The organism is Curtobacterium sp. MCPF17_011 (assembly GCF_003234145.1).
In the GTDB taxonomy this organism is placed as follows: domain Bacteria; phylum Actinomycetota; class Actinomycetes; order Actinomycetales; family Microbacteriaceae; genus Curtobacterium.
Window position 1 is genome coordinate 202,018 of sequence record NZ_QKSK01000002.1, and the last position, 14,112, is coordinate 216,129.

Sequence of the window (14,112 nt, forward strand, 5' to 3'; positions counted from 1 at the left end):
CGTCGTCGTCCGCGCGCCACCCGGACTCAGGCGCAGTCTGCCGCTGCAATGGTCACCGCGTCACACATCCGCGTGACGAGGTCCGACGAGGAGGAACGATGCCGACACCCGGCGGCCTGCACGCCCACGTGCTCGACACGCTCGGTCAGCGCATCGTCGACGGCACCCTCGTCCCCGGCACCGTGCTCCGCCCGGACGACGTCGTCGCCGAGTTCGGCGTCTCGCGGTCCGTCGTCCGCGAGGCACTGCGTGTCCTGCAGTCCCTCGGGCTGGTCGAACCACGACAGCGCGTCGGGACACAGGTGCAGCCCGCGACCCGGTGGGAGCTGCTGTCCCCGTCGGTGATCCGCTGGCGGGGCACCTCCGGGGCGTACTTCACCCAGCAGCGCGAACTCCTGGACCTCCGGCTGGGCATCGAGCCGGTCGCCGCAGGCCTCACCGCGGAACACGGCGGGGCGGCGGCCGACGCCGTCCTCACCGCCGCGCAGGAGATGGTCGCCGCAGCGTCCGCGGGTGACGGGCGCGCCTACCTCGACGCCGACGTCCGCTTCCACCGCGCGCTGCTCACGGGCTCCGGCAACGCGGTCTTCGCCCACTTCGCGGGCACCGTCGAGGCGCTGCTGCGCACCCGGACGAGCGAGCCGCGGGACACGATCACCGGGTGGACGGCGGGGGCGGCGGCCCGGCACGACGCCGTCGGTCGGGCGGTCGTCGGCCGGGACGCCCGGGTCGCCTCCGCCGCGGCCGCCGACCTGGTGCGCACCACCCGGGACGAGTTCGTCGCCGAAGCAGGTTGACGACGGGTCCGGACGGGGTCTCGTTCGGCGGTCGACGTCAGTCGCGCGGACCGAACAGCGGCTTGCGGGTGCTCCGCAGCCGCAACCGCATCGTGACCGTGCCGAGCCACCGGTCGTACTTGTAGCCGACGCGGCCCATCCGTCCGACCTCCTCGAAGCCGAGCCGCTCGTGCAGCCGGATCGACGCGTCTGCGGACCGGTCGGCGATCACGGCGATCACCTCCCGCACGCCGACGGTCCGACAGGCTTCGAGCAGCGCCTCCATCAGCGCCCGGCCGAGGCCCTTGCCGCCCGCCGCGGCGCCGAGGTAGATGGAGTCCTCGACCACCCGGTTCGACCGGTCGCGGATGTTCCACGGCTCGACGAGCGCGTACCCCAGCACCTGTCCGGACGGGTTCTCCGCGACCAGGAACGGCAGCTTGCGACGCTGGACCTCGTCGAACCGCTTCTTCCACGCCGCGAAGGTGAACGCGGCCGCGTCGAAGGTCACGGACGAGTTGCGCACGTAGTGCGTGTGGATCTCGCGGACCTCGGGCAGGTCCGCGGCCGTGACGGGACGGATCGCGTACGCGAACGCCGGCTCGACCGGCGCCGGGGCACGCAGGTGGCGCGGCAGGACGCGCCGCTGCTGGTATTCCTCCTCGAGCACGACACGAGCCTACGGGAGGCCCGTCACGCCTCCGTCGGCAGTGTCCACTCGACGGGGTCGGCCCCCTGGGCGACGAGCAGGTCGTTCACGGCCGAGAACGGGCGGCTGCCGAAGAACCCGCGGGAGGCGCTGAGCGGGCTGGGGTGGGCCGACGCCACGACCGGGGTGTCACCGAGCAGCGGTCGGACCGACGCGGCCTGCGCACCCCAGAGCACGGCGACGAGCGGACGGTCGCGGGCGACGAGCGCCTCGACCGCCCGCTCGGTCACCCGTTCCCAGCCCTTGCCGCGGTGGCTGGCAGGTTCGCCGACGCCCACCGTCAGCACGCGGTTGAGCAGCAGCACGCCCTGGTCCGACCAGGCGCGGAGGTCACCGTGCGGCGGCGGCGTGACGCCGAGGTCGTCGTGGAGTTCGCGGTAGACGTTCTGCAGGCTGCGCGGGACCGGCCGCACGTGCGGGTCGACGGCGAAGGACAGCCCGATCGGGTGTCCGGGCGTCGGGTACGGGTCCTGGCCGACGACGAGCACCTTCACCCGGTCGAACGGCTCCTCGAAGGCGCGGAGCACGGCGGGACCGGCGGGCAGGTACGGACGACCGGCCTCGGTCTCGGCACGGAGCCAGGCGCCGATGCGGTGGACGTCGTCCTCGACGGGCGCGAGCGCTGCCGCCCAGCCCGGGTCGACCAGGTCGGCGAGGGGCTTCGGCTGCACGCTCAGGCGCCCATGGTGGCGACCGAGACGGACTCGTCGCCCGCCAGCACCCGCCAGACGCTCCCCGTGCCCCGGACCTCGAGGGCGCCTTCGCCGACGACCAGCGTGGTGTCCTCGTCGACGGCCAGGCCCGCGGTGACGAACTCGGCCTCGGCGGCCGCGACCAGGCGGGCGAGGGTGCCGGCCTGGACCGCGTGGACGTCGATGGTCAGGTCGACGAGCCCGAGCCCTTCGCGGAGCTCGACCTCGTCGAGCCCCTCGGACGCGGCCTCGGGACACACCTCGACGCCGCCGATGCGGAAGCCGCCGACCAGGGCGCGGTCCGCGGCGATCATCGCGCCGGCGGAGTAGCCGAGGTAGGGCAGCCCGTCGGAGACGAGCAGGCGGATCTGGTCGACGAGCGGAGCGACGGCGTCCAGGTAGTCGGGGGTACGACCGCCGCCCACGACGAGGGCGTCGACGTCGCTGAGGACCGTGGTCTCGAAGACCGCGCCCGCCGCGACCTCGGTCACCAGCACCTCGGCGGCACGGGACCCTCCGAGGACCTCGGCGATGTCCGCGGTCGACGACGGCGAGGCCCCGTCCGCGGAGGCGACGGAGAGCAGTGCGATGCGCGGGACGGTCCGTCCCACGGCGGCCGAGCGGGCGGTGGCCTCGGCGGTGAAGCCCGCGGCGGCATCCGCGGCGACGAAGGGGCCGCCGCCGACGAGGTGGATGCTCACGACTCGGCCGTCACCGGTGCGAGGGCGCTCCACGGGAACGTGATCCAGCCGTCGACACGACGCCACACGTGGTCCGGCTCGAGGACGGTGCCGGGCTTCGAGTACAGGCAGGCGCTGCGGACGTCGGCGCCGGCGCTGCGGATGATGTCGACCACCAGGGCCAGGGTGCGTCCGGAGTCGGACACGTCGTCGACGACCAGGACCCGCTTGCCGGCGAGGCTCGGTGCGTCGAGGGCCGGAGCGAGCACGACCGGCTCCTCCAGGCGCTGCTCCACGTCCGTGTAGAACTCGACGTTGATCGAGCCGCACTGCTTGGTGCCGAGGGCGTAGGCGACGGCACCGGCGATGATGAGCCCGCCACGGGCGACGGCCACGACGACCTCGGGCTCGAAGCCGGCGGACAGGACGTCCTTCGCCAGCAGCCGGGCTGCGTCGCCGAACTCGAGCCAACCGAGCACCTCCGGTCCGCTCGTCACGGTCACGGTCGACGAGGCGGGAGACTCCGCGGGTTCGCTGCTGATCGGCATCCGCCCACGGTACCGGCAGGGATGCTCCGACCGCGACCCGTGATCGCCGCCCGGGCGCTGCGGGCCCCGCGCCGTGGCCCGGCCGCTACGCCTTCGGGGTCAGCGGCCCGCGGGCGAGCTTGTGCTGCGCCGACTGGGCGACCGGCCGGACGGTCACCAGGTCCAGGTTGACGTGGGCCGGCAGTTCGACGGCGTGCACGATCGCCTCGGCCACGTCGTCGGCGACCAGTGGTGCCTCCACCCCGTCGTAGACCGCCGCGGCCGCGTCGCTGTCGCCGCCGAACCGCACCAGTGCGAACTCGTCGGTCTTCACCATGCCCGGCGCGATCTCGACGACCCGGATCGGTTCGCCGTTCAACTCGAGTCGGAGCACGCCGACCAGGGCGTGCTCGGCGTGCTTCGCGGCGACGTACCCGCCGCCGTTCTCGTAGGCGACGAAGCCCGCCGTGCTCGTCACGGTCACGACGTCCGCGCCGCCGGTCTCGCCGGCACGACGACGGAGTGCCGGCAGGAGGGCAGCGGTGACGCGCTTCGTGCCGAGGACGTTCACCTCGAACATCGCCCGCCAGTCGTCGGCGTCGCTGTGCTCGACCGAGGCCGACCCGAACGCTCCCCCGGCGTTGTTGACGAGCACGTCCGCGCCGCCGAGCTCGTCCACCCGTGCGGCGAGCGCCGCGACGTCGGCGGAGTCCGTGACGTCGACGACCAGGGTGTCCGCGCCGGTCTCCGCGGCGAGCACCTCGAGCCGGTCGGCTCGGCGGGCGACGGCGAGGACGTCCCACCCGTGTCGGCGGAACAGGCGGACGGTGGCGGCGCCGATGCCCGAGCTGGCTCCGGTGACGACGGCTCGACGTGTGGTCATGATGCTCCTCGCGGGTCGGGGACGGTGGGCGGCCCGGGGCAACGCTACCGACACCGGGGCACCCGTCGGACGGTAACGTGCGGAGGATGACGACGGACGCCGCCCCTCCCGCGCCCTCTGCCCCGGCGGGCGCGCTCGACCCGGGTCGGATCCGGCGGCGGATCCCGATGTGGGACACGGCGCGCTTCCTGGCGGTGACGCTGGTGGTGATCGGGCACGCGATCCAGCGGCAGACCACGGGCAGTGAGCACGCGTTGGCGCTGTACACGTTCATCTACGCGTTCCACATGCCGGCGTTCGGGGTGATCAGCGGGTACTTCTCGTCGGCGGACACCCCGACGGCGAAGCGGATGCGGCGGACGTTCACGGACATCGTGGTGCCGTACATCATCATGCAGACGATCTGGACCGTGGTGCAGGCGGTGGTGGAGGGTGGCAAGGAGTTCAACCCGACGAAGCCGACGTGGACGCTCTGGTTCCTGTTGGCGTTGGGGATCTTCCGGCTGATCCTGCCGTACCTGGCGCAGCTGCGGGCACCGCTGGTGTGGGCGGTGGTGCTGAGCATCGGCGTCGGGTACTTCGACAACGTGGACTCGACGCTGTCCCTCGGCCGGGCGATCAGCCTGCTGCCGTTCTTCCTGCTCGGCTGGCAGGTGAAGCAGTGGGGGCTGTTCGACCGCTGGTACGAGGCTTCCCGGCGGACGGTGGTCCGCGTGCGGGTCCTCGCGGGTGTGGTGTTCCTGGCGTGGGCGGTGTCGTGCGCGCTGTGGATCCCGCAGTTCAAGGAGTTCGACCTGCACCACTGGTTCTTCTACGACGACTCGTACTCGGGACTCGGCGAGGACGCGTGGTGGGCCGGCGGGGTCCGTTTCGCGCTGATGCTGTTGGCGACGCTGTTGACGGCGTCGTTCCTGGTCCTCGTGCCGCGGCGGACGGTCTGGTTGACGCGGTTCGGTGCGGCGACGATGTACGTGTACCTGCTGCACACGTTCCTGCTCTACCCGATCCGCGAGTCGGGGGTGCTGGCGGGTGAGCACTCGGCGTGGCCGTTCGTGCTGCTGATGGTGCTGGTGGCGTGTGCGGTGAGCCTGTTCCTGGCACAGCCGTTCGTGCGGCGCGGGATGCGGTGGCTGCTCGAGCCGAAGGTCGACTGGTTGTTCCGCCGGGACCCGGCCTGAACGCGCTCAGATCCCGTCGAGGGACCGGCGCAGCTGCTGTTGGGCGGTGCCGAGGTCGCGGTAGTCCCCCACCCAGCGGCTGTGCGCGTCCGTGACGAGGTACCCGTGGCGGTGCCGGTCGACCTGTCCGGCGAGGACTCCGTCGACGCGGGCCAGCCAGAAGCCGTCCTCGGGGCTGGTCCACTGCACCGCGCGTGGGCCGCTCACCGGATGCCCTGTCGTTGCAGCCACAGCTCGAGGACCGCGAGGAGCCAGAGCACGGTCCCCCCGGCGCGGGTCCGGTGGCGGCGCGGGTCGGCGAGGAGTGCGTCGACGGCGGTGGCGCGGACGAGGCCGCGGTCCCGTGCCTCGGGTGCGAGCAGGGCGTCCCGCGCGACCGTGACGACGTCGTCGTCGAGGTTGCGGACGCCCGGCACCGGGAAGGAGCCCTTGGGCCGATCGACGACCTCCGGTGGGAGCAGGCGTCGGCCGATGGACTTCAGGACCCCCTTGCCGCCGTCGGCGGTCTTGAGTGCGGGCGGGCACGCGGCCACGAGTGCGACGAGGTCCTGGTCGAGGAACGGGACACGGGCCTCCAGACCGGAGGCCATGGTCATGCTGTCGACGCGTTTCACCGGGTCGTCGACCATGAGCAGGTGCGTGTCGAGCCGGAGGACCGCGTCGAGGGCGGTCTCGGCGCCAGGTGCGCCGAGGTGTTCCTGCAGGAGCAGGTGGCTGACGTCCGTGGCCGGAAGGGCGCCGGGTGCGAGGAGGGTGCGGGCGCTCGCGGCGGGGTCCACGAACGCGCCTGTGAACGCGGCGAGCGCGCCACCGCGTCGGACGTCCATCGCCGGGCGGTGGTAGGCGTAGCCGGCGAAGACCTCGTCGGCGCCCTGTCCGGACTGCACGACCCGCTCGGTCTCGGCGACGCGCTGGGACAGCAGGTGGAAGGCCGCGACGTCCTGGGTGGCCATCGGTTCCGGCATCGCGCCGACGGAGTCGACGAGTGCCGCGGGCAGGTCGGTGGCGGGGACGTGGATCCGGGTGTGGTCGGTGGCGAAGCGGTCGGCGACCAGGTCGGACCACGCGAACTCGTCGCCGTCCTCGCCGCCGGCGCCGTCGAAGCCGATGCTGTAGGTGCCCGTGGTGCCGCCGGCTTCGTCGGCGAGCATCGCGACCAGGAGGCTCGAGTCCAGTCCGCCGGACAGCAGGACCCCGACGGGGACGTCGGCGACGAGCCGCCTGCGGACGGCGGTGCGGAGGCTCTCCTCGATCGCGTCCTCCCAGTCACGGTCGCTCCAGTGGGCGCGTGCCGGGTCGCGTTCGTAGGCGGGTGACCAGAAGAGCCGGTCCTCGGTGGTGCCGGTGGTGTCGATGGTGCGGACGGTGGCGGCGGGGAGCTTCTGCACGCCGCGGAGGAGTGTGCGGGGTGCCGGCACGATGGAGTGCCAACTGAAGTAGTGGTGCAGTGCGACGGGGTCGAGGGCGGTGTCGACGTCCCCGCCGGCGAGGAGTGCCGGCAGGGTGGAGGCGATGCGGAGGCCGCCCTCCACCTCGGCGAGGTAGAGCGGTTTGACGCCGAGCCGGTCGCGGGCGATGACGACCCGGTGTCGGTCACGATCGACGATGACGACGGCGAACATGCCCACGAGGTGGTCGACGAAGCGCTCACCCCAGCGGGCGTAGGCGGCGAGGATGACCTCGCTGTCGCTGGTGGTGCGGAACGGGTAGTCGGCGGCGAGTTCGCCGCGCAGTTCACGGTGGTTGTAGACGCACCCGTTGAAGACCATCGCGACGTCCTGCACGCCGGACTCCATCGGCTGCGCGGCACGGTCGGTGCGGTCGATGACGCTGAGCCGTCGGTGTCCGAGCACCGCCCAGCCGCCGTCCCAGAGTCCCCCGCCGTCCGGGCCGCGGTCCTGCATGCACGTCGTCATCCGTCGGACCGCGTCGATGTCCGCCCGTCCCCCGTCGAACCGCAGTTCGGCAGCCAGTCCACACATGTCGTGCCTTTCGTCCCGGCGGCCCACGGAACGCCGGGACGACAGGGCGGGAGGTCAGACGGGGACCGTTGCCGCGTGTGCCGGACACGGGCAGCGGCCCGGGGACCGGGTCAGCCGCGGAGCGTGTCGCTCGGGCGTTCCCCGAACCGCTCGGCGTAGTACCCGGCGAAGCGTCCGAGGTGCACGAACCCGAGCTGTCGGGCGACGGTGGCGACGCTGACCTCGCCGGGTCGGGCGTCGGCGAGGAGGGTGCGTGCTCGACGGAGTCTTGCCTCGCGCAGGGCCTCGAGCGGCGTGGGCAGGTCGTTCCGCCCGAAGGCCTGCTGGAGTCCGCGTTGGCTGAGGCCGGCGGCTGCGGCGAGGTCGGCCGTCGTGATCGGCTCGGTCAGGTGGGCTTCGATGTAGTCGAGCGCGCGGACGACGTTCGCCGGGTGGCCGGGGAAGCGTGGGAAGGCCGGGGCGGGCGCGAAGGCGTCGAGGACCCGGCGGCTCACCGCGTCCACCAGGCGTGCCCGGGTGAGGCGGTCGGCGCTCGGGTCGAGGAGGACCGGGGTCGACGCGGCGAGCGTGCGCTGCAGTGCGGCGAGTCCCTCGGGGTCCGGCGTCTGGGCGAACCGGAGCGGTTCCGCGTGCTCGCCGCTCCGTGCCAGGTGGAGCGCTTCGAGGGCCGGGCCGTCGATGTCGATCGTGTGCAGCGTGATGCTCGGCGGGGCCTCGATGGTGAAGGGGCGGCCGGTCGGGTAGACGGCGGGGGTGCCGGCGCTGACGACGAGTTCGGTGTCGGTGCCGCCGTCGATGGCCAGTTCGCCGTCGTGCGCCCAGGTGACGAGGTAGCGGCCCTGGGGCTCGATCCGGCCCCAGCGGCGAGCGCTGAGTGCCGAGCTGCGCAGTCGCAACCGCTCGTCGCCGACGGCACGCAGCCGGTACCCGAACGGCCGGTCCTCGTCCTGCGTGAGCCGCACGGCGTGCGCGTCGTGTACACGCTCGTAGAAGTGGGTGGCCTCGTCGATGTCCCGGCCGGCCACGTCGTGCCGTCTGACGTGCGAGCGTCCGGGCTGCGCGGGCGGGTTCGGAGAGGGCATGACGGCGACACTGTAGGTCACGCGTGTTCCCTGTCGCGACACGAGCGGACCCGTCGTCCACTTCCCGCCATGCCGCGAGGCCCCTCCCCCTCGGCACTGCGCGTTACGTCCGACGACTCCCCCGCTGGTGCCCGCCCGGTCAGCTGCGTAGCGTGACGGGCGACGGAAGAGGAGCCCCGATGACCACGAACGACGCAGCCGCCTGGCGGTTCGAGACCACGCAGGTGCACGCGGGTGCCGCACCGGACCCGACCACGGGTGCCCGGGCGACGCCGATCTACAAGACCACCTCGTACGTGTTCGAGAACTCGGACCACGCCCGCGACCTGTTCGCGCTGGCGCAGCCGGGGAACATCTACTCTCGGATCATGAACCCGACGAACGACGTCGTGGAGCAGCGCATCGCCGCGCTCGAGGGCGGGACCGGGGCGTTGCTCGTGTCGAGCGGCCAGGCGGCGGAGACCTACGCGGTGCTCAACATCGCGGGTGCCGGTGACCACATCGTGTCGTCGTCGTCGATCTACGGCGGCACCTACAACCTGTTCAAGTACACGCTGGCGAAGCTCGGCATCGAGACGACGTTCGTCGAGGACCAGGACGACCCGGAGGAGTGGCGTCGCGCGGTCCGTCCGAACACGAAGCTGTTCTTCGCCGAGACCATCGGCAACCCGCGCATCAACGTGCTCGACATCGAGACCGTCGCGGGCGTCGCGCACGAGTCCGGTGTGCCCCTGATCGTCGACAACACGATCGCGACGCCGTACCTGATCCGTCCGTTCGAGCACGGCGCGGACATCGTGGTGCACTCGGCGACGAAGTTCCTCGGCGGGCACGGCACCGTCATCGGCGGGATCATCGTCGACGGCGGGACGTTCGCGTGGTCCGAGCACGCCGAGCGGTTCCCGGAGTTCAGCACCCCGGACCCGTCGTACCACGGGGCGGTGTTCTCGCAGGCCGTCGGTGACGCGCTGGCGTACATCGTCAAGGCCCGCGTGCAACTGCTCCGCGACCTCGGTGCGTCGAACTCGGCGGACACCGCGTTCGCGCTCCTGCAGGGCATCGAGACGCTGAGCCTGCGGATGGAACGGCACGTCTCCAACGCGCAGGAGATCGCGGAGTGGCTCGACCGGCACCCGGACGTCGCGACGGTGGCGTACGCGGGGCTGCCGACGAGCCCGTGGTACCCGGCGGCGACGAAGTACGCGCCCCGTGGTGTCGGCGCCGTGCTGTCCTTCGAACTGAAGGGCGGCGTCGACGCGGGTCGTGCCCTGGTCGACGAGTTGCAGCTGTTCTCGCACCTGGCGAACATCGGCGACGTCCGCTCGCTCGTGATCCACCCGGCGTCCACCACCCACTCGCAGCTGACCCCCGAGCAGCAGCTCACCACCGGGGTCACGCCGGGCCTGGTGCGCCTGTCGGTGGGCATCGAGAACGTCGAGGACCTCAAGGCCGACCTCGAGGCCGGGCTCGCCGCGGCCCGCGCCGTCGCCCAGGCGGGCCTGCGCGCCTGACCCGTGCCGCGCCTCCCGGCTGAGGCACCCACGGGACGCAACGTGGGCGGCTCCTCGCAGCGGTGTTCCGTTGCGGGAAGCCGCCCACGTTGCGTCCCGCGAGGCCGAGACGCGCCGGGCGCGACGTAACACGGCGGCGGCGAGCCGCGCCTCCAGGGAGGATGGACGCACGATGGACTGGCAGACGACTCCCGAGGACTCCGTGCCGTCCACCCTGGTGCCCGGCGCCGAGCTCGGCACGCTCGGCAAGCCGCCGGTCACCGGTGCGTGGCGGCCGGGTGACCCGCCCGGCGCACGGCGCTTCGAGGCGCTCGGCGAGCAGTTCGTCCGCGGCGGCCGGATCCCGTCGGTCCGCGTCGCGTACGAGACCTGGGGGACGCTCTCCCCCGCGAAGGACAACGTCGTCCTGGTGTTCCACGCCCTGACCGGCGACTCGCACGTCGCGGGCCCGCCGGGACCGGGGCACCGCACGGCGGGCTGGTGGGGCGACGTCGTCGGACCCGGACGCGCCATCGACACCGACCGCTGGTTCGTCGTCGCGCCGAACATGCTCGGCGGTTGCCAGGGCACCACCGGCCCGTCCTCGCTCGCACCCGACGGCGTCGAGTGGGGCTCCCGGTTCCCGTTCGTCACGATCCGCGACCAGGTCGCCACGCAGCTGCGGTTGGCCGACCGGCTCGGCATCGAGCGCTTCGCCGCCGTCGTCGGTGGCTCGATGGGCGGCATGCACGCCCTGGAGGCCGCCGTCACCGCCCCGGAACGCGTCGCCCGGCTCGCGGTCCTGGCGAGCACCGCGCAGACCACCGCGGACCAGATCGCCGCGAACTCCCTGCAGCGTGCGGCGATCCAGATGGACCCGGGGTTCGCCGGCGGCGACCACCACGACGCCGAACCCGGCGAGGGCCCGCACCGGGGCCTGGCGCTGGCGCGGCGGATGGCGATGATGACCTACCGGGCCTCGGACGAGCTCAACGGCCGGTTCGCCCGCTCGTGGCAGAGCGACGTCTCCCCGCTGGGCGACGACGGACGGTTCTCGGTGGAGAGCTACCTCGACTTCCACGGCAACAAGTTCACCCGACGGTTCGACGCGGCGTCCTACGTCGCCCTCACGCACGCGATGGACTCGCACGACGTCGGTGCCGGACGCGGCGGGGTGGCTGCGGCGCTCACCCGGGTGCGCGCTCGGACGCTCGTCGTCGGCATCTCCAGCGACCGGCTCTTCCCCGTCGAGGACCAGCACCGGATCGCCGCCGGAGTGCCCGACACGCTGGACGGCGACCGCGCCGCGGTGATCACGAGCGAGTTCGGTCACGACGGTTTCCTCATCGAACACGAGGCCGTCGGGGCGCACCTGCGGCGACTGCTCGACTGATCGGGGTGCATCGGTGTCCCCGGAAGACGGGACACCCGCAGACCGATCCGTCGACCCCCGCGCGCCGAAGACCCCACTACGGGTGTCGCCCGTGGAATGATGCAGAGTGCACGGTCTCGACCAGTGCTCGGTTTCCCAAGACCAACCAGCTTCCCGAACCAGGAACAGCCAGGACCAACGATGGAACTCCTCGCGCAGGAACGCGACCGCCTCCTCCGGTCGACGACCCGTGTCGTGGGCGTCGTCTGCGCGCTCGTCAGCGTCGTGGGCGTGGCCACGTCCCTCGCCGTCCCCGTGGCACAGCTCGTCCTCGGACTCGGCTGCATCGCCGTGATGGTCGGGGCGCTCCTCGCGTTCGGGGCCAACGGTTCGACCTGGTGGACGGCCACCACCGTCGTCGCCGGTCTCGGCGCCGTGACGATCCTCACCACGGCCGTCGCGGCGGACGACCGCGGCGTGATCGCCAGCGCACTCGTCCCGCTCGCCGGCGGTGGACTCGCCTCCCTGCTCATGGCGCAGCGCGGACACCGGGTCGGACTCGGCCTCGCCGCCGGTGCCGGAGTCGTCTCCCTCGGGCTGATGAGCTGGGCCAGCGGCGCCGTCCTCAGCGCCCCGGTCAGCGGCGTGCTCCTCGGTTGGGTCCTCGTCGCCGTCGTCGCCGTCTGGATCAGCCGCAGCATCCCGCGCGTGGCTCGTCGCATCTACAGCATCGGCACCGCCCACCGCGCCGAACGCCAGGCCAGCGAGACCGAGGCGCAGCGACGACAGGGCGCCCGACTGCTGCACGACACCGTGCTCGCCACCCTGACCCTGCTGGCGCACTCCGGCGTCGGCGTCTCCGAGCACGCGATGCGGGAGCAGGCCGCGGAGGACGCACGACTCCTCCGCCACCTCCGCCTCGGCGCGACCCCGCAGCCACAGCAGTCCGGTGACTACTCCCTCACCCGGACCGAGGAGTCCCCGCTCGGCCAGACCCTGGAGTCCGTCAAGCAGCGCTTCGGCCGCATGGGTCTCGAGGTCGCCTGGCACGGCACCGGGCAGGTGCTGCTGCCGAAGCACGTGCTCGACGCGTTCCTGCTCGCGCTCGGCGAGTGCCTGGAGAACGTCCGACGCCACGCCGGCGTCCCCGAGGCGCACGTCACGATCGTGCACGACGAGGCGACGGTGCGCGCGATGGTCACCGACTCCGGCGTCGGCTTCGAACTCGACACCGTCAGCGCCGAACGGCTCGGCTTCAAGGAGAGCGTCGTGAACCGCCTCCGCGAGGTCGGTGGCGACGCCCGCCTGTTCTCGGCACCGGGTGCCGGCACCACCGTCGTCCTGGAGGCACCCCGATGAGCGGCGTGCCGGAGGACACCATCAGCCACGGCCTGCCCGGTGAGCAGACCGCCCCCCGCACCCGCCGGGAGGCCCGCGAACGCTACCGGGGCACCGAACGACGACAGGCGCGCGGCCTGCCCTCCACCTCGACCGGCGCCCGCTCGCTCCGACAGGCAGCCCAGCCCGGTGCCTCGCTCGGTGCCGGCCACCTCGGGCTCGGTGCCGCCGTGCTCACCGGACTCGAGGCGCTCGGTGGGATCGTCTTCTTCCTCGTGCACTGGGACGACTACACCAACCCGTGGATGACCGCGGCCGCCTGGGCGCTGTTCGTCGTCGCCGCGAGCTGCGTGCTCGCCACGGTCCTCACGTACGGGGAACGACTCACCGGTGTCGCCTTCGGGCTGATCTGCGTCGTGCTCGCCTGCATCGTCACGCTCGACTTCATCGGGATGTGGGACCAGCACGACGTCGGCCACACCGCCACCGCGTCGATGGCGGCCGGGTTCGCGCTGCTGCCGATCACGACCCTCCGGCCCGCCCGTGAGGTCATCGCCGCGATCGTCGGCCTCGGCCTGGCGTTCGCCGTCTACGCCGCTGTGTCCACCCCGCTGACGACCGAGACCCTGCCCGGCATCGTCACCATGCTCGCGGTCACCGTCGTCCCGCCGTCCGTGGCGCTGTTCGTCGTGCACCGCTTCCGGCAGCTCGTGCAGCGCGAACTCGACCGGGTGCTCGTGCAGAGCAACGTCGGCGCCCCCCAGTTCGCCGTCGGGATGCTCGCCTCGGACGAACTCGCCCGCCTGGACCTCGCCGCCGAGAAGCTGCTCGACGCCGTCGCGAACGGCTCCGACCCGTTGCCGCTGTCCGACGCATCGGCCTCCGTCGCCGCGTCCCTCGCCACCGAGCTCCGCCTGCACCTGATCGAGGGCCGCCGCGAGACCTGGCTGTACCACGCGATCACGGAGTCCGACAACCTCGGCCGCTCCGTCGCCGTCACCGACCCGAGCGCCCTCGCGGGGCACCTGACCCCCGCCCAGCGCGACGGCCTGCTGCAGGCGCTGTGGCAGATGGTCGGCGACGGCCGCGCCCAGCAGCCTGGCGTGCCCGTCGTCTCGGTCACCCTCGGTCCCGTCGGCAGCGACGGCCACCCGGTCACCGACGACACCATGGACGTCCCGGTCGTCATCGAGTCGCGCGGAGTCCCCCGCCGTCGTCTCGGCCCGGCCGCGTGGACGGCCCTGCAGCGCATCGGGCCCTACACCGACAGCGTCCGCGACGGCGTGCTGCACGTCACGGCGCATTGCGTCGTCAACCGGCACCCGCAGATGTGACGCACCACGAGCCTCCCGGCAGCGACGCCGGCACGCAGCGAGTGCCGCTACCGGACAACATGGCCAGCC

The 14,112-nt window shown here is 72.8% G+C and carries 14 protein-coding genes; 6 read left to right on the plus strand and 8 right to left on the minus strand.

Features of this window, described 5'->3' with window-relative positions:
- Positions 1–98: 98 nt before the first annotated feature.
- On the plus strand, positions 99–797 hold the full coding sequence (locus DEJ25_RS03755; protein ID WP_110902106.1) for a FadR/GntR family transcriptional regulator: 699 nt from the start codon (positions 99–101) through the stop codon (positions 795–797).
- 37 nt (positions 798–834) lie between these two features.
- Here DEJ25_RS03755 and DEJ25_RS03760 read toward each other — a convergent pair whose 3' ends face one another.
- The 5 genes from DEJ25_RS03760 to DEJ25_RS03780 all read right to left on the minus strand — a co-directional run bounded on the left by DEJ25_RS03760 (position 835) and on the right by DEJ25_RS03780 (position 4,267).
- Entirely contained in the window at positions 835–1,446 is a 612-nt protein-coding gene (locus DEJ25_RS03760) for a GNAT family N-acetyltransferase (RefSeq protein WP_110902105.1), read from the minus strand.
- 23 nt (positions 1,447–1,469) lie between these two features.
- Positions 1,470–2,156 (minus strand): uracil-DNA glycosylase, encoded by a 687-nt coding sequence (locus DEJ25_RS03765; protein ID WP_111043820.1) that lies wholly within the window; start codon positions 2,154–2,156, stop codon positions 1,470–1,472.
- A 2-nt stretch (positions 2,157–2,158) separates the two neighbouring features.
- The gene (locus DEJ25_RS03770) at positions 2,159–2,878 is read right to left on the minus strand and encodes a Type 1 glutamine amidotransferase-like domain-containing protein (RefSeq protein WP_181427336.1); all 720 of its coding nucleotides are present in this window, start codon (positions 2,876–2,878) and stop codon (positions 2,159–2,161) included.
- Complete coding sequence (locus DEJ25_RS03775; protein WP_181421440.1) at positions 2,875–3,405, minus strand: phosphoribosyltransferase; 531 nt, start codon at positions 3,403–3,405, stop codon at positions 2,875–2,877. Before DEJ25_RS03775 ends, DEJ25_RS03770 begins: the two co-directional genes overlap by 4 nt.
- Before the next feature lie 85 nt (positions 3,406–3,490).
- Entirely contained in the window at positions 3,491–4,267 is a 777-nt protein-coding gene (locus tag DEJ25_RS03780; RefSeq protein WP_111043822.1) for an SDR family oxidoreductase, read from the minus strand.
- 86 nt (positions 4,268–4,353) lie between these two features.
- Here DEJ25_RS03780 and DEJ25_RS03785 point away from each other — a divergent pair, with 86 nt between their 5' ends.
- A complete protein-coding gene (locus DEJ25_RS03785; protein WP_110902103.1) occupies positions 4,354–5,445 on the plus strand; it encodes an acyltransferase family protein in 1,092 nt (363 codons plus the stop codon).
- 6 nt (positions 5,446–5,451) lie between these two features.
- Here DEJ25_RS03785 and DEJ25_RS03790 read toward each other — a convergent pair whose 3' ends face one another.
- From DEJ25_RS03790 to DEJ25_RS03800, 3 genes are all read right to left on the minus strand, one after another.
- The gene (locus DEJ25_RS03790; protein WP_110902102.1) at positions 5,452–5,652 is read right to left on the minus strand and encodes a hypothetical protein; all 201 of its coding nucleotides are present in this window, start codon (positions 5,650–5,652) and stop codon (positions 5,452–5,454) included.
- Positions 5,649–7,427, minus strand: a complete 1,779-nt coding sequence (locus DEJ25_RS03795; RefSeq protein WP_111043824.1) for an N-acetylglutaminylglutamine amidotransferase — start codon at positions 7,425–7,427, stop codon at positions 5,649–5,651. The genes DEJ25_RS03790 and DEJ25_RS03795 overlap by 4 nt, the downstream gene beginning before the upstream one ends.
- 110 nt (positions 7,428–7,537) lie before the next feature.
- Positions 7,538–8,509, minus strand: a complete 972-nt coding sequence (locus tag DEJ25_RS03800) for a helix-turn-helix domain-containing protein (protein WP_146240609.1) — start codon at positions 8,507–8,509, stop codon at positions 7,538–7,540.
- A gap of 179 nt (positions 8,510–8,688) precedes the next feature.
- Between DEJ25_RS03800 and DEJ25_RS03805 the strand changes: the two genes are divergently transcribed.
- The 4 genes from DEJ25_RS03805 (at position 8,689) to DEJ25_RS03820 (ending at position 14,043) form a co-directional block, all read left to right on the plus strand.
- Complete coding sequence (locus DEJ25_RS03805; RefSeq protein ID WP_110902099.1) at positions 8,689–10,020, plus strand: bifunctional o-acetylhomoserine/o-acetylserine sulfhydrylase; 1,332 nt, start codon at positions 8,689–8,691, stop codon at positions 10,018–10,020.
- A gap of 172 nt (positions 10,021–10,192) precedes the next feature.
- Positions 10,193–11,392, plus strand: coding sequence for a homoserine O-acetyltransferase (locus tag DEJ25_RS03810; RefSeq protein ID WP_111043826.1), 1,200 nt, complete (start codon positions 10,193–10,195; stop codon positions 11,390–11,392).
- 180 nt (positions 11,393–11,572) lie between these two features.
- A complete protein-coding gene (locus DEJ25_RS03815) occupies positions 11,573–12,730 on the plus strand; it encodes a sensor histidine kinase (RefSeq protein ID WP_111043827.1) in 1,158 nt (385 codons plus the stop codon).
- Positions 12,727–14,043 (plus strand): hypothetical protein, encoded by a 1,317-nt coding sequence (locus DEJ25_RS03820; protein ID WP_111043828.1) that lies wholly within the window; start codon positions 12,727–12,729, stop codon positions 14,041–14,043. The genes DEJ25_RS03815 and DEJ25_RS03820 overlap by 4 nt, the downstream gene beginning before the upstream one ends.
- Positions 14,044–14,112: the final 69 nt, after the last annotated feature.